At 67.9% G+C, this 19,740-nt stretch carries 18 protein-coding genes; 9 read left to right on the forward strand and 9 right to left on the reverse strand.

The features are described from left to right. Positions 1–38: 38 nt before the first annotated feature. Positions 39–707, reverse strand: coding sequence for a hypothetical protein (locus ASE67_RS08695; RefSeq protein WP_235511849.1), 669 nt, complete (start codon positions 705–707; stop codon positions 39–41). A 135-nt stretch (positions 708–842) separates the two neighbouring features. On the opposite strand from ASE67_RS08695, the gene ASE67_RS08700 reads away from it, so the two are divergent. Next, positions 843–1,553, forward strand: coding sequence for an SDR family NAD(P)-dependent oxidoreductase (locus ASE67_RS08700; protein ID WP_055759550.1), 711 nt, complete (start codon positions 843–845; stop codon positions 1,551–1,553). A gap of 242 nt (positions 1,554–1,795) precedes the next feature. On the opposite strand, the gene ASE67_RS08705 is transcribed toward ASE67_RS08700, so the two are convergent. Then, complete coding sequence (locus ASE67_RS08705; RefSeq protein WP_055759553.1) at positions 1,796–2,578, reverse strand: SDR family oxidoreductase; 783 nt, start codon at positions 2,576–2,578, stop codon at positions 1,796–1,798. A 153-nt stretch (positions 2,579–2,731) separates the two neighbouring features. Here ASE67_RS08705 and ASE67_RS08710 point away from each other — a divergent pair, with 153 nt between their 5' ends. The 3 genes from ASE67_RS08710 to ASE67_RS08720 are packed head-to-tail and all read left to right on the forward strand — an operon-like array spanning position 2,732 to position 6,140. Next, the gene (locus ASE67_RS08710) at positions 2,732–4,111 is read left to right on the forward strand and encodes a helix-turn-helix domain-containing protein (protein ID WP_055759556.1); all 1,380 of its coding nucleotides are present in this window, start codon (positions 2,732–2,734) and stop codon (positions 4,109–4,111) included. 56 nt (positions 4,112–4,167) lie between these two features. Further along, complete coding sequence (locus ASE67_RS08715) at positions 4,168–5,409, forward strand: TIGR04063 family PEP-CTERM/XrtA system glycosyltransferase (RefSeq protein ID WP_055759559.1); 1,242 nt, start codon at positions 4,168–4,170, stop codon at positions 5,407–5,409. Further along, a complete protein-coding gene (locus tag ASE67_RS08720; RefSeq protein WP_055759564.1) occupies positions 5,406–6,140 on the forward strand; it encodes a hypothetical protein in 735 nt (244 codons plus the stop codon). Before ASE67_RS08715 ends, ASE67_RS08720 begins: the two co-directional genes overlap by 4 nt. 4 nt (positions 6,141–6,144) lie before the next feature. Here the strand turns inward: ASE67_RS08720 and ASE67_RS08725 are convergent, their stop codons facing one another. Next, the gene (locus ASE67_RS08725) at positions 6,145–6,456 is read right to left on the reverse strand and encodes a hypothetical protein (RefSeq protein ID WP_055759567.1); all 312 of its coding nucleotides are present in this window, start codon (positions 6,454–6,456) and stop codon (positions 6,145–6,147) included. After that, the gene (locus ASE67_RS08730; RefSeq protein ID WP_055759573.1) at positions 6,453–6,638 is read right to left on the reverse strand and encodes a hypothetical protein; all 186 of its coding nucleotides are present in this window, start codon (positions 6,636–6,638) and stop codon (positions 6,453–6,455) included. The genes ASE67_RS08725 and ASE67_RS08730 overlap by 4 nt, the downstream gene beginning before the upstream one ends. A 96-nt stretch (positions 6,639–6,734) precedes the next feature. Here ASE67_RS08730 and ASE67_RS08735 point away from each other — a divergent pair, with 96 nt between their 5' ends. Continuing rightward, on the forward strand, positions 6,735–7,349 hold the full coding sequence (locus ASE67_RS08735) for a S24 family peptidase (RefSeq protein WP_055759576.1): 615 nt from the start codon (positions 6,735–6,737) through the stop codon (positions 7,347–7,349). Positions 7,350–7,354: 5 nt separating this feature from the next. Here the strand turns inward: ASE67_RS08735 and ASE67_RS18385 are convergent, their stop codons facing one another. Then, a complete protein-coding gene (locus ASE67_RS18385; protein ID WP_162236337.1) occupies positions 7,355–7,495 on the reverse strand; it encodes a hypothetical protein in 141 nt (46 codons plus the stop codon). A 205-nt stretch (positions 7,496–7,700) separates the two neighbouring features. Between ASE67_RS18385 and ASE67_RS08740 the strand changes: the two genes are divergently transcribed. The 4 genes from ASE67_RS08740 (at position 7,701) to ASE67_RS08755 (ending at position 15,584) form a co-directional block, all read left to right on the forward strand. Next, entirely contained in the window at positions 7,701–7,925 is a 225-nt protein-coding gene (locus ASE67_RS08740) for a hypothetical protein (protein WP_235511850.1), read from the forward strand. 116 nt (positions 7,926–8,041) lie between these two features. Then, positions 8,042–9,919, forward strand: coding sequence for an autotransporter assembly complex protein TamA (locus ASE67_RS08745; protein WP_235511851.1), 1,878 nt, complete (start codon positions 8,042–8,044; stop codon positions 9,917–9,919). Further along, positions 9,916–14,073 carry a translocation/assembly module TamB domain-containing protein gene (locus ASE67_RS08750; protein ID WP_235511852.1) on the forward strand — a complete coding sequence of 1,386 codons (4,158 nt, stop codon included), beginning with the start codon at positions 9,916–9,918 and terminating at the stop codon, positions 14,071–14,073. The genes ASE67_RS08745 and ASE67_RS08750 overlap by 4 nt, the downstream gene beginning before the upstream one ends. An 86-nt stretch (positions 14,074–14,159) precedes the next feature. Next, positions 14,160–15,584, forward strand: coding sequence for a short-chain fatty acid transporter (locus ASE67_RS08755; RefSeq protein WP_055761476.1), 1,425 nt, complete (start codon positions 14,160–14,162; stop codon positions 15,582–15,584). On the opposite strand, the gene ASE67_RS08760 is transcribed toward ASE67_RS08755, so the two are convergent. The 4 genes from ASE67_RS08760 to map form a co-directional block, all read right to left on the reverse strand. Then, on the reverse strand, positions 15,574–16,518 hold the full coding sequence (locus tag ASE67_RS08760; protein ID WP_162236340.1) for a metallophosphoesterase: 945 nt from the start codon (positions 16,516–16,518) through the stop codon (positions 15,574–15,576). The two genes, ASE67_RS08755 and ASE67_RS08760, sit on opposite strands and share 11 nt — an antisense overlap. Before the next feature lie 327 nt (positions 16,519–16,845). Beyond that, the gene (glnA, locus tag ASE67_RS08765) at positions 16,846–18,258 is read right to left on the reverse strand and encodes a type I glutamate--ammonia ligase (protein WP_055759585.1); all 1,413 of its coding nucleotides are present in this window, start codon (positions 18,256–18,258) and stop codon (positions 16,846–16,848) included. Between the two features lie 90 nt (positions 18,259–18,348). Next, positions 18,349–18,687: a P-II family nitrogen regulator gene (locus ASE67_RS08770; RefSeq protein ID WP_055759592.1), complete on the reverse strand. Its 339-nt coding sequence runs from the start codon at positions 18,685–18,687 to the stop codon at positions 18,349–18,351. Positions 18,688–18,881: 194 nt separating this feature from the next. Further along, a complete protein-coding gene (gene map / locus ASE67_RS08775) occupies positions 18,882–19,709 on the reverse strand; it encodes a type I methionyl aminopeptidase (RefSeq protein WP_055761479.1) in 828 nt (275 codons plus the stop codon). Positions 19,710–19,740 lie beyond the last annotated feature (31 nt).

Below are 19,740 nucleotides of genomic sequence, written 5' to 3' on the forward strand. Positions count from 1 at the left end.
CGTCGTATTTCCAAACGCTTACGACATGGATCGTCCCATCAATGCAGGACGAACAACAGCGCGATGGCCACCGCGGCGACCGCCGCTTCCGCAAAGACGCGCATCGCGTTCAGCAATGCCCGCGCCCGCCCGCTTTGGAGGTGATGCTCGAACCAGATCGTCTGCGCGGTCAGATATCCGCCCACTGCCCCGATGGCCAGAACCGTCCCCGCCCATTGTGCAGCAACGACGGTTGTGTGTGCCAATGACGTACCGACGCCGACGAACAATGCGAACGGCGCGCAGGCATAGCATTGCGCGTAGAAGGGCGGCTTCAAACGCTGTCGTGTCAGGGCGATCCCCCGTGCGCGCAGCATCCGCGTCGCCATCAGCAGCGGGAACAGCGAAAACAGGATCAGGCGAAACAGCAACAGGCTGGCATCGTCGCTGATAAGCGCGGCCAGCCCGGTCTTCTGCGCGACGATCGGATTTACACCGCCGCCCATCGCAACGCCGACTGCTTGGGTCAGGAACAGCGACAGGACCAGGAACAGCGGCGGGTTCAGCGTATCGGTAAACTGTTCGCCCGCACTATCGCGCAGTTCGCGGTCGGCATAGGTCATCGTCTCCAGCGGACGTCGGATCGTTCGCCACAGCGTGACGGGATAGAAGACCAGCCAGCTCATCACTTCGTACAGCAGATCGCCGATCGAATTGAGCCACTTCATGAAATCCATGGTCGGCAACGTGATGGAAAGCGGATTGCGACGCAATGGAGAACCCTGTCCAAACGGGTAAGGCATGTGCAAGGACATCGGCCCCCGTTCGCTCGTTGGAATGGCATCAATCAACGGGGACGCAGGATGACCACAGCCCTCATCATCGGTGCGAATGGCGGGATCGGTGCGGCGCTGCTCGCGGCGCTGGCTTCAAGCGGCCAATACACCCGCGTCATCGCCGCCGCCCGCCGCGCGCCTGACACACTGCCACCCGGCGTCGACTACCTGCCCGTCGACCTCGCTGATCCCGCTTCGATCGGATCCGCCGCCGCCCGCATTGACGCGCCGCTCACCCGCGTCATCGTCGCGACCGGCATCCTGCATGATGCCACCAGCGGTCCCGAGCGTCGGCTTGCCGACCTCGATGCCGAACGGCTCGCGCATCTGTTCGCGATCAACACCATCGGCCCGGCGCTGGCGCTGAAGCATTTCGCGCCGCTGCTGGCAAAGGATGCGCCGTCCGCCATCGCCTGCGTCTCGGCGCGGGTCGGCAGCATTTCCGATAATCGGCTGGGCGGCTGGTACGGCTATCGCGCGTCGAAGGCGGCCCTAAACCAGATCGTCCGCACCGCCGCGATCGAACTCGCGCGCAGCCACCGCCAGGCGGTGTGCGTCGCGCTCCATCCCGGCACGGTCGACACGGGGCTGAGCAAGCCGTTCCAGCGCGGCGTGCCGGCGGAAAAGCTGTTCACCCCGGCCTATAGCGCCGAGCGGATGCTGGCGGTGCTCGACGGCCTGACCCCGGAACAGAGCGGCCGCATCTTCGCCTGGGACGGGGCGGAGATCGCCCCCTGACTTTCCTACACGGGTCGGGGCTGGCAGGGTCGATGCTGCTCTTTCGCATCGTCCGCCAACCCCGCCCCATGCGCGGTTTTCCCGCTACGCCGGTTGCGCGCGAGTGTGAACTTCGTGAACTTTGACGACGGTCAAGGGCGCGATATTCCACCGCCCGCCACCGTCAAACCGGATCAAGTCCGGTGTGACGCAGCCGTCTGCGCAAAACGCCCACGAGTGTGAACTTTGTGAACTTTGGCGGCTCAACCGTCGATCGAACCACCCAACGACGCGTTGACCAGCCCGCCATCGACGGTGATCGTTTCCCCCACCACATAGTCCCCGGCGCGCGCCGCGAGATAGATCGCCGCCGCCGCCATATCCTCGTCCACGCCGATCCGCCCGGCCGGAATCCGCTTCGCCACGCCGTCGCCATGGTCGCGCGCGGCCTTGTTCATCTCGCTGGCAAAGGCGCCGGGCGCGATCGAGGTAACGTGGATCGCATCGGTCACCAGCCGCGCCGCCATCCGCCGCGTCAGGTGGATCAGCGCCGCCTTCGACGCCTGATAGCTGTAGGTTTCCCACGGATTGACACGCTGTCCGTCGATCGAGGTGATGTTGATGACCTTTGCCGGCCGTGCGCGCGATGCCGCCGCCTTCAGCATCGGGTGCAGCGCCTGCGTCAGGAAGAACGGCGACTTGACGTTCAGGGCCATCACCTTGTCCCACCCGCTTTCGGGAAATTCCTCGAACGCCTGTCCCCACGCCGCGCCGGCATTGTTGACGAGGATGTCGAGCCGATCGGTATGGCTGGCCAGCCGATCCGCCAGCGCGCGGCATCCCTCCACGCTCGACACGTCCTGCGGCAGCGCGGTCGCGCCGATTTCTTCGGCCGTCTGGATACAGGCATCGGCCTTGCGCGCCGACACGAACACCCGCGCGCCCTGTGCGACGAAGCCGGCGGCGATCATCCGCCCAATCCCGCGCGATCCGCCGGTAATCAGCGCGGTGCGCCCGTCGAGCCGGAACAGGCTGTTGGTGTCCATTGCATCGTCTCCTGCAAACCCGATGTTCGAAACGGCATCGTTGCGGGATAGGTATCCGATACCGGACCTGCAAAAAAGGCCCATTCCGCCTGCCTTGTCCTGATCGCCCGTTTCTGTAATCTCTTTACAAGGAAAACGGCGGGGCAGGGCGCGATGGAAAGCAAGATGTTCGCCGGCCACGCCGTCCGTCGCCTCCGCCGGGGGCAGGCGCTGACCCAGGCGGCGATGGCCGAGGCGCTGGGCATCTCCGCCAGCTATCTCAACCTCATCGAACGCAACCAGCGACCGCTGACCGCGACGTTGCTGGTGGCGCTGGCCGAACGCTACGGCTTCGACCCGCGCACGCTGGCGGCAAGCGAACCGGGCGGCGGGGCGGAGGCGCTGCGCCGGCGGCTGGCCGACCCGATGTTCGCCGACCTGAGCCTCGACCGCGCCGATGTCGCCGAATGGCTGTCCGCCGCGCCGGGCGGGGCGGAGGCGTTCGCCCGCGCCTTCGACCGGCTGGGTAGCGGCGGGGTGGGGGCGCCGGTCACCGCCGATCCCGCGGCCGAGGCGCGCGCCACGATCGAACGCTGGCGCAACCATTTCCCCGACCTCGATGCACAGGCGGAGGCGCTGGCCGACGAACTGCGGTTGGCCGGCGGCGATCCGGCGGCGGCGATAGCCGACCGGCTGCGGGTGCGGCACCACCTGTCGGTGCGGCTGCTGCCGGTAGAGGTGATGCCCGACCGGCTGCACCGCACCGACCTGCATGCGCGCCAGCTGCAGCTGTCCGAACGGCTCGACCCCGCCTCGCGCAGCTTCGCGCTCGCCCGGGCATTGGGCCATGCCGAGGCGCGGGCGGAGGTCGATGCGGTGGTGCGCGGCGCGGGCCTGTCTGACCGGACCGCCGAACAATGGCTGCGGCGTCACCTACACGGCTATTTCGCCGCCGCGGTGATGATGCCCTATGCCCGGTTCCTGCGCGCGTGCGAGGCGACGGGCTATGATCTGGCGCTGCTCGGCCGCCGGTTCGGGGCGGGGTTCGAACATGTCGCCCACCGGTTGACCACGCTGCACCGCGTCGGTGCGCGCGGGCTGTCCTTCTGCCTGCTCCGGATCGACCGCGCGGGACAGGTGTCGAAGCGGTTTGCCGGGGCCAGCCAGTCGCCGCTGGTCGAGGGGGCGCCCTGTCCGCTGCTCGGCGCATTCGACGCCTTTGCACGTGGCGGGGAGACGGTGCTGCAACTGGTCGAGCCGGAGGAGGGTGGGCGCTGGCTCACATTGTCGCGTACCGTCACCCCGCCCGGCGCGCTGGCCGGGGAGGTGCGGGCGCGCTTCGTCGTGATGCTGGGCATTGCCGCCGATCAGGCGGGCGGGCTGGCGGCGGCACGCGGGCTGGACCTGTCGGCACGCGGTGTGCCGGTGGGGCCGGGGTGCCGCGCCTGCACCCGCGGCGACTGTCCGCAGCGTTCCGCCCCGCCGCACGCCCGCGCCATGCGGCTGGACGACCGCGACGGCGGGCTGACCCCCTTCGCCTTTGCCGGCGATTGAGCCCGCGCTATGCTGGCGTTACGTCTCCCTTAACCCTGTCGTGGCAGGACGTTGGCATGCGAGTCCTTCATATCCTCGACCACGGCCTGCCGCTCCACAGCGGCTACACGTTCCGTACGCGGGCGATCCTCACCGCGCAGATGGCGCGCGGGTGGCAGGTCGCGGCGGTCACCGGGGCCAGGCAGGGGGTGACGCAGGTCGCGCGGGAAACCGTCGACGGCATCGATTTCCACCGCACCGTACCGCCCCGCGCCCTGCCGGCACCCTTGGGTGAACTGGCGGAAATCCGGGCATTTTCTGCCGCGATCGACCGGGTGGTGGACGAATTTCGGCCCGACATCCTGCACGCCCATTCGCCGGTGCTGGACGCGCTCGCCGCGCTGCGCGTCGCCCGGCGGCGTGGGCTGCCGCTGGTCTATGAAATCCGCGCCTTCTGGGAAGACGCGGCGGTCGGCAACGGGACCGGCACCGAAGGATCGGCCCGCTACCGTGCGACTCGCGCGCTGGAGACCTGGGCGGTGCGCCGCGCCGATGGCGTCGCGGTCATTTGCGAAGGGTTGCGCCGCGACCTGGTGGCGCGTGGGATCGACCCGGCCAAGATCATGGTGTCGCCCAACGGCGTCGACCTGAACCTGTTCGGCGATCCGCCGCCGCCCGACACTGCGCTCGCCGCCGAACTGGGGCTGGCGGGCCCGGAAGTGCTGGGCTTCATCGGCAGCTTCTATGATTATGAGGGTCTCGACACGCTGATCGCCGCCATGCCCGCGCTGGTCGCGGCACGGCCGAACGTCCGGCTGCTGCTGGTCGGTGGCGGCCCGATGGAAGGAGCACTGCGCGCACAGGCGGCGGCGTCCAACGCTGCCCATGCGATCCACTTTATCGGCCGCGTGCCGCATCATGAAGTCGAGCGCTATTACGGGCTGGTCGACCTGCTGGTCTATCCGCGCAAGGCCATGCGGTTGACCGATCTGGTCACGCCGCTGAAGCCGCTGGAGGCGATGGCGCAGCGGCGGCTGGTCGCAGCATCCGATGTCGGTGGTCACCGCGAACTGATCCGCGACGGCGATACCGGCACGCTGTTCCCGCCCGACGACCCCGCCGCGCTCGCCACCCGCGTTGCCGCATTGCTGGCCGACCGGTCGGGCTGGGAAGCGATGCGCGACCGGGGCCGCGCCTTTGTCGAGGCGGAGCGCAACTGGGCATCGAACGTCGCGCGCTATCAGCCGGTCTATCAACGATTGATCGGGGCCGCACGGCCCGGCGCGGTGATGGGCGACGCGACGATGGTGGACGCATGAACCGCTCGCTGCCCTCGCTGGTCGCCGGTGCATCCGGGCTGCTCGTGGCCATCGCGATCGCCGTCGTGCCGATGTGGCGGATCGAGACGGTCGTGTCGGACACCGGTTTGCCCGCGCTGCTGCCGATCGCCGCGCCGCCGCTCGGCTGGACTGCGCGTGCGGCGTTGATGCTGGTCGCGGCACTGGCGGTCGCGGTGCCGGTTTGGATTGCGCTGACCCTGCTCGCCGTCCGTCGTCCGGTCGCGCTGCCCGCCGCCGACGAGGTCGTCGAGGAAGCGCCGCCCAGCGTCCGCCGCGCCGATGCCCATCCCGACGCCCCGCCGCGTCCGCCGGTTCGCGCCGCGCGCGACCTGGGCATGCCGTTCCTCGATCCGGTCGCGGCCACCGAAGCGGAGCTGGAACTGCCACGCGACCTGAACACGCCAATGGCGATGTTCGACCCGGAGGCGCTACCGATGGTGCCGGCAGCGCCGCCCCCCGCGGTACGCCCGCTCTTCCGTCCGCCGCCGGTCGACGTCGAACCCGACGCTGAACCCGAGCCCGCCCCGTCGTCGCCCCCGGTCGAGCCGTCGCCGACGCCGACGCCGGAGCTGTCCGAACTGATCGACCGGCTCGACCGGGGGTTGCAGCGTCGGCGCGGCGATCGCCCCGTTTCGGCCGAGCCGGAAACGGGCAATGCCGGCCTCGCCTCCGCACTTGGCGCGCTGCGCCGCATGGCCGGGGGCGAATAGGGCGTCAGCGTTCCTCGACGGTCAGCACCTCGATCGTCGCGTCGTCGCGATCGGGCAGCGTCGCCCCGCCGGTGACGATCAGGTCGGCGACCAGATGCCCGCGCAGCGGCAGGTCGGCCTCGGGCAATTCGGCCAGCCACGCGGCGAACCCGGCATCGCCGCTGCTGAGCGTCAGCCGGTGCCGCGCGCCGTTGAACGTCGCGCTGGCCCAGCCGGTCCAGTCCGATGCGGTGATCGCGATCGACACCCCCGCCGCCTCGGCCGCAATGCGCAGGCGCCGTTCCAGCAGGGTGGCGGCGTCCGGCCCCCGGCTCATTCCGATCGTTCCTGGCCGGCGATATAGGCCTCGATCCGGGCGATCAGCGGTGCGCGCGGTTGCCGCCCGTTGCGCAGGTCGCCCACCAGGCGCGGGTCGCCCGCCGCCCGCCGACCGAACAGCGTTTCGGGCGTCCCCGTTTCCTGCAGATGCCGACTGATCCGCTGCAAAATGCTGTGCATCCATACCCTCCCGCCTACTCCTTCGACTCAAGAATGTTCTTGATCTGTTCCTTGAAATCCAACATGTCTAGGAAAATTCCTAAAGGGAGGCCGGCGATGGAACTGGACGATGTGCGCGGGGCGATCGCTCGTCTGGCGGCGGAACGGGGGGCAAGCCTGTCGGAACTGTCGCGCCTGCTGGGGCGCAACCCGGCCTATATGCAGCAATATATCGAACGCGGTTCCCCCCGGCGGCTGTCGGAAGGCGACCGGGCGACGCTGGCGCGCTACCTGGGCGTGACGGAGGCGGCACTGGGTGGGCCGATCGCGCGCGAGCTGGTCGCGGTACCGCGGATCGACGCGCGGGCATCGGCCGGGCCGGGCGGGCTGGTCGACGACGATCGCGGCGACGGCGCGATGCGGATCGACGGCGCGCTGCTGCGCCAGCTGCGAGTGCGGCCAGGGCAGGCGTCGGTAATCGCGGTTGCGGGCGATTCGATGCTGCCGACGCTGTCCGATGGCGACACCATCCTGGTCGATGGCGGCGACCGGCGCGGGGTGTCGGGCGCGATCCATGTCGTGCGCCATGACGGGGTATTGCTGGTGAAGCGGCTGGCGCGGGTGCCGGGCGGGGTCGAACTGGTCAGCGACAATCCGGCCTATCCGCCGATCGCCATCGACGGCACGCCCGATATCGTCGGCCGCGTCGTCTGGCTGTCGCGCGCGCTATAGCGGGATCAGCGGCGCGGCCGATCCGTGCGCCAGATCAGGACGGCGATCCCGATGCCCAGCGCCAGCCCGATCAGCAGGCCCATCGTGGCCTCGCCGAATACCGCGCCGACGATCGCGCCGCCCATCACGCCCAACGCGATCGGCATCCCGCCGGCTTTCGGCGTATGGGGTGGTCTGTTCATTGGTGTCGCTTGCCATAGTCGGCGGCGGTGCGCCACTGTCGTCCCGCCTGTGTCGCATCGGGACGGCGAGATGTGTCGATACGGGATTGCGTCGCGTGCGTTAACGATCGAAGGCCGCGCCAGAGGCGGTCGGTTCGGTTCCGGCACGATCCATGAACCACGGAATGCCATGCTCGATACCGCCATGCTGTCGCCCTATATCGCCGACCTCTCCGATCTGGCGCGGGCGCATGATCTGATGGCGGAGTATGGGCCGGTAGCGGCCGAGGAAGCGACCGCGCGTGCGAACCAGGCGCGCGACCGCGACAATGTGGTGCAGTTCTGCCGCTGGCGTCAGGTCGCACGGCTTGTCACGCTGCTGGAGCAGCCGGGCGCCTGGGGTACGATTCACTGAAGATTCCGGCGGGTTTGCGCTTGGCGTCCGTGGCCGTGCCGCGCTAGGACGATCCCATGTCGAGCTGCCGGTTTGCCGTGCTGTTGAGCGCCGGATGGCTTGCTTTCGCGGGTCCGATGGCGCGCGCGCAGACGCCGCCCGCCGCGCAGGAAACATCGCTCGATCCCACTGCGCCGCTGGCCGACCTGCCCGACATCGGCGTCGCGTGGCCCGACCTTGCGACCGCACCGACCGATCCGAGTCTGACCACCGGGCCGCAGCGTGCCGGCGGGGAATTCCGCTACAATTACCGGATCACCGGCATCGACGGGATCAACAACGACCTGTTTCGACAGCGGTTCAACGAATTGTCGACCCTGCGCGCCAAGGAAGGCGAACCGTCGAACGCCGCGCAGATCGACCGTCGCGCGCGTGAGGATGCCCGCCTGCTCGACGACCTGCTGCGCAACGAAGGCTATTTCGACGCGCGCATCACCACCAGCGTCCGCCCGGAGGGCGATCGGCTGATCGTCTATCTGGAAGTGGAGCCGGGCCAGCTCTATCGCTTCGCCCAGGTCCGCACGCCAGGCATCGCCGCAGCAGGGGACAAGGCAACCGACCTCAGCACGGCATTCGGCCTGAAGCCCGAGGCGCCGGTACAGGGCGACACGGTGGTCGCGGCACAGGGCAAGCTGGAAACGACGATCGGGCGCGAGGGCTTTCCCTTTGCCAAGGTCGGCGAGCCGCAGATCACCGTCGACCACGCCACCCGCACCGCGACGATCGAGGTCGATGTGCAGCCGGGCGGCGAGCGGCGCTTCGGCCGGATCGTGGCACGTCCCAACCGGGTGTTCGACGGCGACCATGCGCAGGACATCGCCCGGTTCAAGCCGGGCGAGACCTATGATTCCGCCATGGTCGACGACCTGCGCCGCGCGATCGTGCAAACCAGCCTGGTATCGCAGGTCCGCCTGACCCCGGTCGAGGGACAGGCGCCCGGCACCGTCGACCTCGACCTTGCGATGGAGCCGGCGCCGCCGCGCACCATCGCCGGCGAAATCGGGTACGGCACCGGTGAAGGCGCGCGGGTCGAGGCGAGCTGGACCCACCGCAACCTGTTCCCGCCCGAAGGCGCACTCACCCTGCGGGGCGTTCTCGGTACCTTGGAACAGGTGGCGGCGGTCACCTTCCGTCGCAACAATTTCCATGGCCGCGACCGGGTGCTGACCGCACAGGTCGCCGCGACCCACCTCGTCCGCAACGCGTTCGAGGCGAACACCGTCTCGCTGTCCGCCGGGCTGGAGCGGCAGACCAACATCTTCTTTCAAAAGACGTGGACCTGGGCGCTGGGCGGCGAACTGGTCGCGACCGACGAACGCGACGTGATCGTCGCCACGGGGGAGCCGCGCCGCCGCACCTATTTCATCGGCGCGCTGCCCAGCAGCCTGAACTATGACGGGTCGGACGACCTGCTGAACCCGACCAAGGGGTTCCGGCTGGGCGGACGGATCAGCCCCGAATTGTCGCTGCGCGGCGACCTGTTCGGCTATACCCGCGCACAGGTCGATGCGAGCGTCTACCGCCCGGTCACGTCGCAGGTCGTGCTGGCGGCGCGGACCCGCATCGGATCGATCCTCGGCGCGCCGCGCGATGCAGTGGCGCCGTCGCGGCGCTTCTATGCCGGCGGCGGCGCGTCGGTGCGCGGCTACGGATTCCAGGATATCGGCCCGCGCGACCCGAACAACGATCCGATCGGCGGGCGCAGCCTAGCCGAATTTTCGCTGGAGGCGCGGGTCAAGGCGTTCGGCAATTTCGGCGTCGTGCCGTTCCTCGATGCCGGCAACATCTATACCTCGACGATGCCGAAATTTTCGGGGCTGCGCTACGGCGCGGGGATCGGCGTGCGCTATTACAGCAATTTCGGGCCGATCCGGGTCGATGTCGGTACGCCGATCAACCCGCAAAAGGGCGATCCCCGCATCGCCGTCTATGTCTCGCTGGGGCAGGCGTTTTGAACGACGAACCGGTCGAAACGCCGCCGGTGGTGGTGAAGCGCCGCATCGGCTGGGGCCGGCGGCTGGCGCAACTGGTTCTCGCCATCATCGTTCTGATCGTCGGTGCGCTGGTGGTGATCGATACCGGGCCGGGCCACCGGCTGATCGCCAACCGTATCGCGACGATGAAGCCCGCCAATGGCATGCGCTATCGCATCGGGCGGATCGACGGGTCGATCTACACCCGTGCGCGGCTGATCGACGTGCGTATCTATGATGCGAAGGGGCTGGTGCTGCGCGCACCGCTCGCCGAACTCGACTGGCGGCCATGGGAATTCGTGTCGAACCGGCTGTCGATCAACAGCCTGACCATCCCGCGCGCGATCCTTGCCAAGCTGCCGCAACCGACGCCGACCGGACGCAAGACCCCGATCCTGCCGAGCTTCGACATTCGCATCGGCCGCCTGAGCGTCGAGCGGCTGGAGCTGGCCAAGGGCGTGACCGGCACCGCGCGCACGGGCAAACTGTCGGGGCAGGCGGATGTCCGATCCGGCCGGGCGCTGGTCGACCTCGCGCTCGATATCGCCGCCAGCGACCGGCTGCGGCTGCGCATCAATGCCGAACCGGATCGCGACCGCTTCGATATCGACCTGCGGGCGCGGGGTGCGGGCGACGGTCTGCTCGCCACCGCCAGCGGTATTCGCCGTTCTCTGGCGATCGAGGTGTCGGGCGACGGGCGCTGGTCGGCATGGGACGGGCGCGCGGTTGCCGACGCCGGTCGTGCGCGGATCGTCGACCTGACGCTGGGCGTGCGCGCCGGTCGCTACACGCTGGGCGGTACGCTCGCACCATCGACGCTGCTGCAGGGCAAGCTCCAGCGGCTGACCGCGCCCCAGGTTCGCGTTAGCGGCAGCGCGACCTTTGCCGATCGCCGGATCGACGGCGTGCTGGCGCTGCGCAGTGCCGCGCTCGCGCTGGAGGCGGACGGCATCGTCGACCTTGGCACCAGCGCGTTTCGCGACCTGCGCCTGCGCGCGCGGCTGCTGCGCCCCGCGGCGATGTTCCCCAACATGACCGGGCGCGATATCGAACTCCGCACGATCCTCGACGGGGAGTTTTCGACCGCGCGCTTCGATTACCGCCTGCGCGCCAATCGGCTGGCGTTCGACCAAACCGGGTTCGAACAGGTGGTCGCCGCCGGACAGGGGCGGTTTTCGAAGGCGCCGGTAATCGTGCCGATCCGGCTGGCGGCGGCGCGGGTCACCGGCGTCGGCGATGTGGCGGGCGGTATCCTGCGCAACCTGTCGGTGACCGGCAAGCTGGCGGTCGGTGCGAAGACGCTGGTCGGCAACGACCTGATCGTGCGGTCGGACAAGCTCAACGGGCGGATCATGCTGACGCTCGACCTAACCACCGGCCGCTATGAGGTCGGGATCAGCGGCGCGCTGCAACGCTATCTGATCCCCGGCCTCGGGCTGGTCGATGTCCAGACGAAGCTGACTGCCGTTCCCATTCCGGGCGGCGGCACGCGGATCGTCGGGCGGGGCATGGCGCAGGTTCGCCGGCTCGACAACGGCTTCTTCCGCTCGCTGACGCAGGGGCTGCCCCGCATCGAAACCGGCCTGGAACGCGGCAAGGACGGCATCCTGTACCTGCGCGGACTGCGGCTCACCTCGCCCGGCCTGACGCTCAGCGGCAACGGCTATCGCCGCCGCGACGGCACCTTCCATTTCGAAGGAAGCGGGCGACAGGCGACCTATCGCCCGGTGCAGCTGGTGCTCGACGGCAATATCTCCAAGCCGACGCTCGACCTGCGCTTCGCATCGCCGAACGCCACGCTGGGCCTTGCCAACGTGGTCGCGCATCTCGACCCGACGGCGGAGGGGTTCGCCTATCGCGCGCAGGGCGGTTCGCGGCTCGGGCCGTTCACCGCCAATGGCCGCATCCTGTTGCCGACCGGCGGGACGGCGCGGATCGCGGTCGATGAGCTGGAGGTCAGCGAGACCCGTGCGACCGGCGGGATCGATATTGTCGAGAATGGCTTTCTCGGGCGGCTGAACGTCGATGGCGGCGGGTTTGCCGGCACGATCGACTTCCGCCCGCAGGGTAGCGACCAGCGGATCGATATCGCGCTGGATGCCACGCGAGCGAAACTGGGCACGGCGGGATCGGTGCGGCGTGCACGGCTGGAGGCCGGGATTGTGCTGGCGGGCGGTGGCACGACCCTCGACGCGACGATGACCGCGCAGGGGTTCCGCCGCGGCAAGCTATCGATCGCGCGGCTGGCGGGCAGTGCGAAGCTGGTCGATGGCGTCGGCGAAGTGCGCGCCGCGATCGCCGGATCGCGCGGCCGTGCGTTTTCGATCCAGAGCGTGACGCAGGTCACCGCCGACGAATATCGCATCAGCGCGGAGGGTACGCTCGACCGCCGCCCGCTCAAACTCGAAACCCCGGCGATCCTCCGACGCGAGGGCGATGGTTGGCGACTGGCACCGACGCAGTTCAGCTTTGCCGGCGGCACCGCGACGGTTGGCGGCGCGGTGGGGGCGGACACGACCGAACTGGCGCTCGACGTCACGCGGATGCCGCTTGCCGTGCTCGACATCGGCTATCCGGGGCTGGGCCTGAGCGGCAGCGCGTCGGGCAAGATCGCCTATGCCACGCGGGGGAATACCCCCAGCGGGCGGGTCGACCTGACCATTCGCGGTCTCAGCCGTTCCGGGCTGGTGGTATCGTCGACCCCGATCGATGTCGGCGTGGCGGCGGTGCTGGACGCGAACCGCGCCGGGGTGCGCGCGGTGATGGCGAGCGGCGGCAAGACGATCGGCCGGGCGCAGGCGCGCCTCTCTCCGCTGGGGGAGGGTGACCTCGCCACCCGGCTGAACAACGCGCCCTTGTTTGCGCAGCTGCGCTATGGCGGCCCGGCCGATACGCTGTGGCGGCTGACCGGCATCGAATTATTCGACCTGTCCGGCCCGGTATCGGTCGGCGCCGACGTCACCGGCCGCCTTGCCGACCCCCGCATCCGCGGTGTCGTGCGCTCCAGCGGCGCCCGCATCGAAAGCGCGATTACCGGCACCGTGCTGACCGGCGTCGAGGCGCAGGGACGGTTCGACGGCTCCCGGCTGGTGATCGATCGCTTTGCCGCCAATGACGGGCGGCAGGGGCGGGTGACCGGCACCGGCGCATTCGAATTCGCCGCCGTGCGCGGCTTCGGCATCGACCTGTCGCTCAACGCCGATCGTGCGCGGCTCATCAACACCGATTCGATCGGCGCGACCGTTACCGGCCCGATCCGCGTGCGCAGCGACGGGGCGGGGGGCACGATTTCCGGCGAAGTCCGCATGGACGGCAGCCGCTATCGCCTTGGCCGCGCGACCGCCACCGCGCCGATTCCGCGCCTCAACATCCGCGAGATCAACCGCCCCGACGGCGACGACGAAGCCAGCGCGGCGGTGGTGCCGTGGAAACTTGACCTTAAGGCACGCGCGCCCGGCGGGCTGATCGTTACCGGCCTTGGCCTCAACAGCGAATGGTCCGCCGACCTCGCCATCACCGGGGAGCCGACCAGCCCGATCATCAACGGCCGCGCCGATCTGGTGCGCGGCGATTATGAATTTGCCGGGCGCGAGTTCCGTGTCGATCGCGGCGCGCTGCGCTTCAACGGCGAAAGCCCGGCCGACCCCGCGCTCGATATCGCCGCCAATGCCGATACGCAGGGGTTAAACGCGACTATCCGCGTCGCCGGCACCGCGACCCGGCCCGAAATCAGTTTCCAGAGCGTGCCGGCGCTGCCCGAAGACGAACTGCTGTCGCGGCTGCTGTTCGGCACGTCGATTACCAATCTGTCCGCGCCCGAAGCATTGCAGCTGGCCGCCGCCGTCGCCGCGCTGCAAAATGGCGAGGGCGGGTTGAATCCGATCAATGCCGTTCGCCGTGCCGCCGGGCTCGATCGGCTGCGCATCCTGCCCGCCGATCCGCAGACGGGGCAGGGCACCTCGGTTGCCGCCGGCAAATATCTGACGCGGCGTTTCTATGCGGAGATCGTGACCGACGGGCAGGGCTATAGCGCAACCCGGATCGAGTTTCAGGTCACGCGCTGGCTGTCGCTGCTCGCCTCCATCTCCACCATCGGCCGGCAGAGCACCAACGTCCGCATCTCGCGCGACTATTGATCGAACCGCGTTCGTAACAAATATTTGCTGCCGGGAAACCGCGGCGACGTCACGTTCGTATGTCCGTCGAACAGACGGAGACGCCGATGACCGCTGCCGCCCCCGCCGCCGATGGACGCCTCGCCCGGATCGCGCTGCGCTTTACCGACTGGGCCGAACGCTGGTTTCCCGATGCCTTCGTATTCGTGGCGCTGGCGGTCGTGGTGGTCGCGGTGGCGGTGCTGGCCAACGGCGCGCCGGTCATGGCGGTGACGAAGAGCTTTGGCGACGGTTTCTGGACACTGATCCCGTTCACCATGCAGATGGCGTTCGTGACCATCGGTGGATACGTCGTCGCGACCTCGGCACCGATGCAGCGGCTGATCGACCGGCTGGCGCTGATCCCCAAGAGCGGGCGCGGCGCGATCGGCCTGATCGCCGTCGCGACGATGCTGTCGTCGCTCTTGAGCTGGGGATTGAGCCTGATCTTCGGCGGGCTGCTGACCCGTGCGCTGGCGCGGCGCACCGAACTGCGGATGGACTACCGCGCGGGCGGGGCGGCGGCGTATCTCGGCCTTGGTGCGACTTGGGCGATGGGGCTGTCCTCCTCCTCGGCGCAGCTACAGGCTAACCCGGCCAGCCTGCCGCCGGGCCTGCTGCCGATCACCGGCGTCATTCCGTTCAGCCAGACCATCTTCCTGTGGCAATCGATGCTGATCGCCGCGATCTTGATCGTGGTATCGACGGTGATCGCGATCGCATCGGCCCCCGGCCGCGACAGCGCGGTGACGGCGCAGGACATGGGGATCGATCCGGCGCGCGAGGACGACGCGCTGCCGCCCCGGACCCAGCCCGGCGAGTGGCTGGAACATGCGCCGTTGCTCACCGTGCTGATCGGACTGCTGGCGACGGGATGGCTGGTGCAGGAGTTTGCGCGGCAGCCGTGGATGATCGCGATCTCCAACCTCAACACCTACAACTTCCTGTTCCTGATGGCGGGGCTGGTGCTGCATTGGCGGCCCAAACGCTTCCTGAACGCGCTCGCCCGGTCGGTCCCCGCAACCGCCGGCATCCTGATCCAATACCCCTTCTACGCCGCTATTGCCGCGATGATGACTACCGCGAAGAGCGCCGATGGATCGACCCTTTCCGACGTCATCGCCCACGCCTTCGTCTCGCTGAACACCACCGAGACGTTTCCGCTGACCATGGGCGTCTATTCGGCGATTCTCGGCTTCTTCATACCCTCGGGCGGGGGCAAATGGCTGTTGGAGGCGCCGTACGTGATGCAGGCGGCGAACGACCTGCACGTCCATCTCGGCTGGGCGGTGCAGATCTACAATGCGTCCGAAGCGCTGCCCAACCTGATCAACCCGTTCTGGATGCTGCCGCTGCTCGGCATCCTTGGGCTGAAAGCGCGCGATATCGTCGGGTTCAGCTTCCTCCAGCTGATTGTCCATCTGCCGCTGGTGCTGTTTCTGCTGTGGGCGCTGGCGTTTACGCTGCCCTATATTCCGCCGGTCATGCCGTGACGCGCACCGGCACCGACGCGTTGTAGAGGCTGGCCCCGCGCTCGTCGCGCAGGTCGAACGACAACAGGTCGCCGGCGATCCTGACCATGCCGAACCCGGCGGCAGCGCGGCAGAAGCGGGTGCCCTCGACCGGCTTGACCGGCCGCGCCTCCATGCCCCCGCCGCACTGGATCATGTCGATGCGATCGCGGCGGATATGCTGCAGGTCATGGTCGTGGCCCGCGATATAGGCCTGCACGCCATGCCGGTTCAGGATCGGCAGGACCTGCGCGATGATTTCCGGCTGGTCGCCATGGCCGCTGCCGCCCGAGCGGATCGGGTGGTGGCCGGTGACCAGCTTCCACTTGGCGCGCGACTGCGACAGGGCATGATCGAGCCAGGCCAATTGCTGTTTCGTGTCCTGCGACCGGGTGTTGCTGCCGATCATGCCGTCATTTTCGCGATACCGCTCGACGAAGGGCGAGGTGTCGATCGCGAACAGCTCGGTATCCGCCCGTGCCAGCGAGGCATCGGCGACCTGATAATAGCGCGCCGGCATCCGCCAGCGCTTGCTGCGCGCGCTATAGTCGAGCTGCGCCTGCGGATTGCCACGATAGTCGTGGTTGCCGAGCAGCGCGTACCACGGCACCTGCAACGCGGGGTGGGTGTACACGCCCTCGAACACCGACTGCCATAGCGGGTCGTCGGTGGAGGTCACGCCGTCGCTGTAGAAATTGTCGCCGATCGCCAGCACGAAATCGCTGCCCGCCTCCGCCGCCGCGCGGCCCATCGCTGCGGCGACATGATGCTGTTCGGGTGTGTCGCGGCCCCAGTCGCCCAGCACGGCGAAGGTGCAGCCCCTGGTCGCGCGTGCCTCGGCCGGGGCGACCGAAAGGCTGGCGGCACCAATGGCGAACCCGCCGAGCAGCGTGCGGCGGTCGAGGCGGACGGTCATGGGCGGCGATTCCTGTGGCGGGTGGTCGGGTGCGTTGACCATGGGGATGTGACGTTTGTGTGGCGGGGGTGCGGGAAGGGTGGGTTATCTGCGCTCGCACCGTCACCCCGGACTTGATCCGGGGTCCCGCTTCTTCTCCGGCCGGTAGGAAACGGGACGGCGGACTGTTCGACAAAGGAAAAGGCGCCGGAGCATGTGCCCGACGCCCTTTCTCTCAACTCAAGCGCGACGTGGCAAAGCCACGTCGTCGGTCCTCGCCGGTTTGGCGAGGCCGGCCGACAGCGCCTGTGGCACGCGGGCGTGCCACCGGTTGCCGGCACGGCAACCTCAGGCGCTGTAGTACATATCATACTCGACCGGGCTGGGGGTCATTTCCCACCGCGCCACTTCGCCACGCTTGATCTCGACATAGGCCTCGATCTGGTCCTTCGAGAACACGTCGCCCTTCAGCAGGTAATCGTGATCGGCTTCGAGGCAGTCGAGCGCTTCGCGGAGCGAACCGCACACGGTCGGGACCTGCGCGAGTTCTGCCGGCGGCAGGTCGTACAGGTTCTTGTCCATCGCTTCGCCCGGATGGATCTTGTTCTGGATGCCGTCGAGGCCGGCCATCATCAGCGCCGCATAGGCGAGATAGGGGTTGGCCATCGCGTCGGGGAAGCGGACTTCGACGCGCTTCGACTTCGGACCCGTGCCGTACGGGATGCGGCACGATGCCGAGCGGTTGCGCGCCGAATAGGCGAGCAGCACCGGCGCTTCATACCCCGGAACCAGCCGCTTGTAGCTATTGGTCGTCGGGTTGGTGAAGGCGTTCACCGACTTGGCATGCTTGATGATGCCGCCGATGAAATACAGGCACATGTCCGACAGGCCGGCATAGCCATCGCCGGCGAACAGTGGGTTGCCGCCGTTCCAGATCGAGAAGTGGGTGTGCATGCCCGAGCCGTTATCTTCCTTGATCGGCTTCGGCATGAACGTCGCGGTCTTGCCGTACGCATGCGCGACTTGGTGCACGACATACTTGTAGATCTGCATGCGATCGGCGGTCGTGGTCAGCGTGCCGAACGTCAGGCCCAGCTCGTGCTGCGCGGCGGCGACTTCATGGTGATGCTTGTCGCAGGGCAGGCCCATTTCGAGCATCGTGGTGACCATTTCGCCACGGATGTCGACGGCGCTGTCGACCGGTGCGACGGGGAAATAGCCGCCCTTGGCACGCGGGCGGTGGCCCATGTTACCGGCCTCATATTCGCGGCCCGAATTGCCCGGCAGTTCGATGTCGTCGATCTTGTAGTAGCTGGTCGAATAGCTGTTTTCGAACCGCACGTCGTCGAACATGAAGAATTCGGCTTCCGGGCCGACATACACGGTGTCGCCGATGCCAGTGGTCTTCAGATACGCCTCGGCGCGCTTCGCGGTCGAACGCGGGTCGCGGGCATAGAGTTCGCCGGTCGACGGTTCCACGACGTCGCAGAAGATGACGAGCATCGGAGTGGCCGAGAACGGATCGGTGTACACCGCGTCCAGATCGGGCTTCAGCACCATGTCCGACTCGTTGATCGCCTTCCAGCCTTCGATCGACGAACCGTCGAACATCAGGCCGTCGGTCAGCTCGTCATCGGTCAGGATCGACGCGACCATGGTCAGGTGCTGCCACTTGCCCTTGGGATCGGTGAAGCGCAGGTCGATCCACTCGATCTCTTCTTCCTTGATCCGCTTCAGGATGGTGCTGGCGGTAGTAGCCATCGGAAACTGCCCTTTCTGGATTAAACCCCGCGATCCGGCGCAATCAATCGCCCCGGAACGCCCCGTGATTCGAAATAATGCTGCGCTGCGTCAGATCGCGTCGTCGTTGCGCTCACCCGTGCGGATGCGCAAGGCGGTCTCGACCGGAATGACGAAAATCTTTCCGTCACCGATGCGGCCGGTCTGCGCCGCCGCCGCGATCGCTTCCACGACGCGTTCGGCAAGGCCATCCTCGACCACCACTTCCAGCTTCACCTTCGGCAGGAAGTCGACGACATATTCCGCGCCGCGATACAGTTCGGTATGGCCCTTCTGCCGGCCGAAGCCCTTGGCTTCGGTCACGGTGATGCCGCTCACGCCGACTTCGTGCAGCGCTTCCTTGACCTCATCCAGCTTGAACGGCTTGATGATGGCTTCGATCTTCTTCATGCGCCCTGCCGATCCCCTCGGACGTGACGACCCGGACGGGCCGTTTGCATCCTGTTAAACAATTACCGTGCCAATTGGCGATTCGCCTGTGGCGGGATCATCGGGGATTTAGTTGGGGGTGTCGATATTGCCCGCGGAAGGGGCAGGGTGCCGGTTTTTTGGGCAGTGTGTTCCTCCCCGGCACGGGGAGGCGCTTACAAGTACGGCGGCTTGGTGAACCCCTTGGGGCTCAGCGTGAAAATCTCGCAGCCGTCCTCGGTGATCCCGATCGAATGTTCGAACTGCGCCGACAGCGACCGGTCGCGCGTTACCGCCGTCCAGCCATCGTCGAGCATCTTTACGTCGGGCCGACCGATATTGATCATCGGTTCGATGGTGAAGAACATGCCGGGGCGCAGTTCCGGCCCGGTGCCCGGCCGCCCGGCATGGATCACTTCGGGCGCATCGTGGAACAGCTGGCCCAGGCCATGACCGCAGAAATCGCGGACCACGCCGTAGCGATGTGCCTCGGCATGGCGCTGGATCGCGTGCGCCACGTCGCCCATCCGGTTGCCGGGCTTCGCCTGCTCGATGCCGAGCATCAGGCATTCATACGTCACGTCGACCAGCTTGCGCGCCTTGATCGGGACATTACCGACCAGATAGGTGCGGCTGCTGTCGCCGTGCCAGCCATCCAGCAGCGGGGTCACGTCGATATTGGCGATATCGCCGTCCTTCAGCGTCCGGTCGGACGGAATGCCGTGGCACACGACATGATTGATCGAGATGCAGGTCGAATGGGCATAGCCGCGATAGCCAAGCGTCGCCGGCACCGCGCCGCCCTCGCGCATCAGGCGATAGATGATCGTGTCGAGTTCGGCGGTGGTGACGCCGGGCACGACATGCGGCGTAATCGCGTCGAGGATATGCGCGGCAAGGCGGCCGGCACGGCGCATCCCTTCGAACCCGGCGGCATCGTGCAGCTTGATCGCGCCGGTACGGGCGAGCGGCATATCGGCGGTGACGGTCTGATAGTCGGTCATGTCGCCCATATAGGCAAGGATCGGGCGCTAG

The organism is Sphingomonas sp. Leaf23, assembly GCF_001421585.1.
In the GTDB taxonomy this organism is placed as follows: domain Bacteria; phylum Pseudomonadota; class Alphaproteobacteria; order Sphingomonadales; family Sphingomonadaceae; genus Sphingomonas.

Excerpts from the sequence above, each read along its gene's own strand:
- map (WP_055761479.1), bottom strand. The coding sequence starts at position 19,709 with ATGACCGACTATCAGACCGTCACCGCCGATATGCCGCTCGCCCGTACC.
- ASE67_RS08710 (WP_055759556.1), top strand. The coding sequence starts at position 2,732 with ATGGAAAGCAAGATGTTCGCCGGCCACGCCGTCCGTCGCCTCCGCCGG.
- glnA (WP_055759585.1), bottom strand. The coding sequence starts at position 18,258 with ATGGCTACTACCGCCAGCACCATCCTGAAGCGGATCAAGGAAGAAGAG.
- ASE67_RS08770 (WP_055759592.1), bottom strand. The coding sequence starts at position 18,687 with ATGAAGAAGATCGAAGCCATCATCAAGCCGTTCAAGCTGGATGAGGTC.
- ASE67_RS08705 (WP_055759553.1), bottom strand. The coding sequence starts at position 2,578 with ATGGACACCAACAGCCTGTTCCGGCTCGACGGGCGCACCGCGCTGATT.
- ASE67_RS08755 (WP_055761476.1), top strand. The coding sequence starts at position 14,160 with ATGACCGCTGCCGCCCCCGCCGCCGATGGACGCCTCGCCCGGATCGCG.
- ASE67_RS08745 (WP_235511851.1), top strand. The coding sequence starts at position 8,042 with ATGGCGCGCGCGCAGACGCCGCCCGCCGCGCAGGAAACATCGCTCGAT.
- ASE67_RS08725 (WP_055759567.1), bottom strand. The coding sequence starts at position 6,456 with ATGAGCCGGGGGCCGGACGCCGCCACCCTGCTGGAACGGCGCCTGCGC.
- ASE67_RS08760 (WP_162236340.1), bottom strand. The coding sequence starts at position 16,518 with ATGACCGTCCGCCTCGACCGCCGCACGCTGCTCGGCGGGTTCGCCATT.
- ASE67_RS08695 (WP_235511849.1), bottom strand. The coding sequence starts at position 707 with ATGAAGTGGCTCAATTCGATCGGCGATCTGCTGTACGAAGTGATGAGC.
- ASE67_RS08735 (WP_055759576.1), top strand. The coding sequence starts at position 6,735 with ATGGAACTGGACGATGTGCGCGGGGCGATCGCTCGTCTGGCGGCGGAA.
- ASE67_RS08740 (WP_235511850.1), top strand. The coding sequence starts at position 7,701 with ATGCTCGATACCGCCATGCTGTCGCCCTATATCGCCGACCTCTCCGAT.
- ASE67_RS08700 (WP_055759550.1), top strand. The coding sequence starts at position 843 with ATGACCACAGCCCTCATCATCGGTGCGAATGGCGGGATCGGTGCGGCG.
- ASE67_RS08720 (WP_055759564.1), top strand. The coding sequence starts at position 5,406 with ATGAACCGCTCGCTGCCCTCGCTGGTCGCCGGTGCATCCGGGCTGCTC.
- ASE67_RS08715 (WP_055759559.1), top strand. The coding sequence starts at position 4,168 with ATGCGAGTCCTTCATATCCTCGACCACGGCCTGCCGCTCCACAGCGGC.
- ASE67_RS08730 (WP_055759573.1), bottom strand. The coding sequence starts at position 6,638 with ATGCACAGCATTTTGCAGCGGATCAGTCGGCATCTGCAGGAAACGGGG.
- ASE67_RS18385 (WP_162236337.1), bottom strand. The coding sequence starts at position 7,495 with ATGCCGATCGCGTTGGGCGTGATGGGCGGCGCGATCGTCGGCGCGGTA.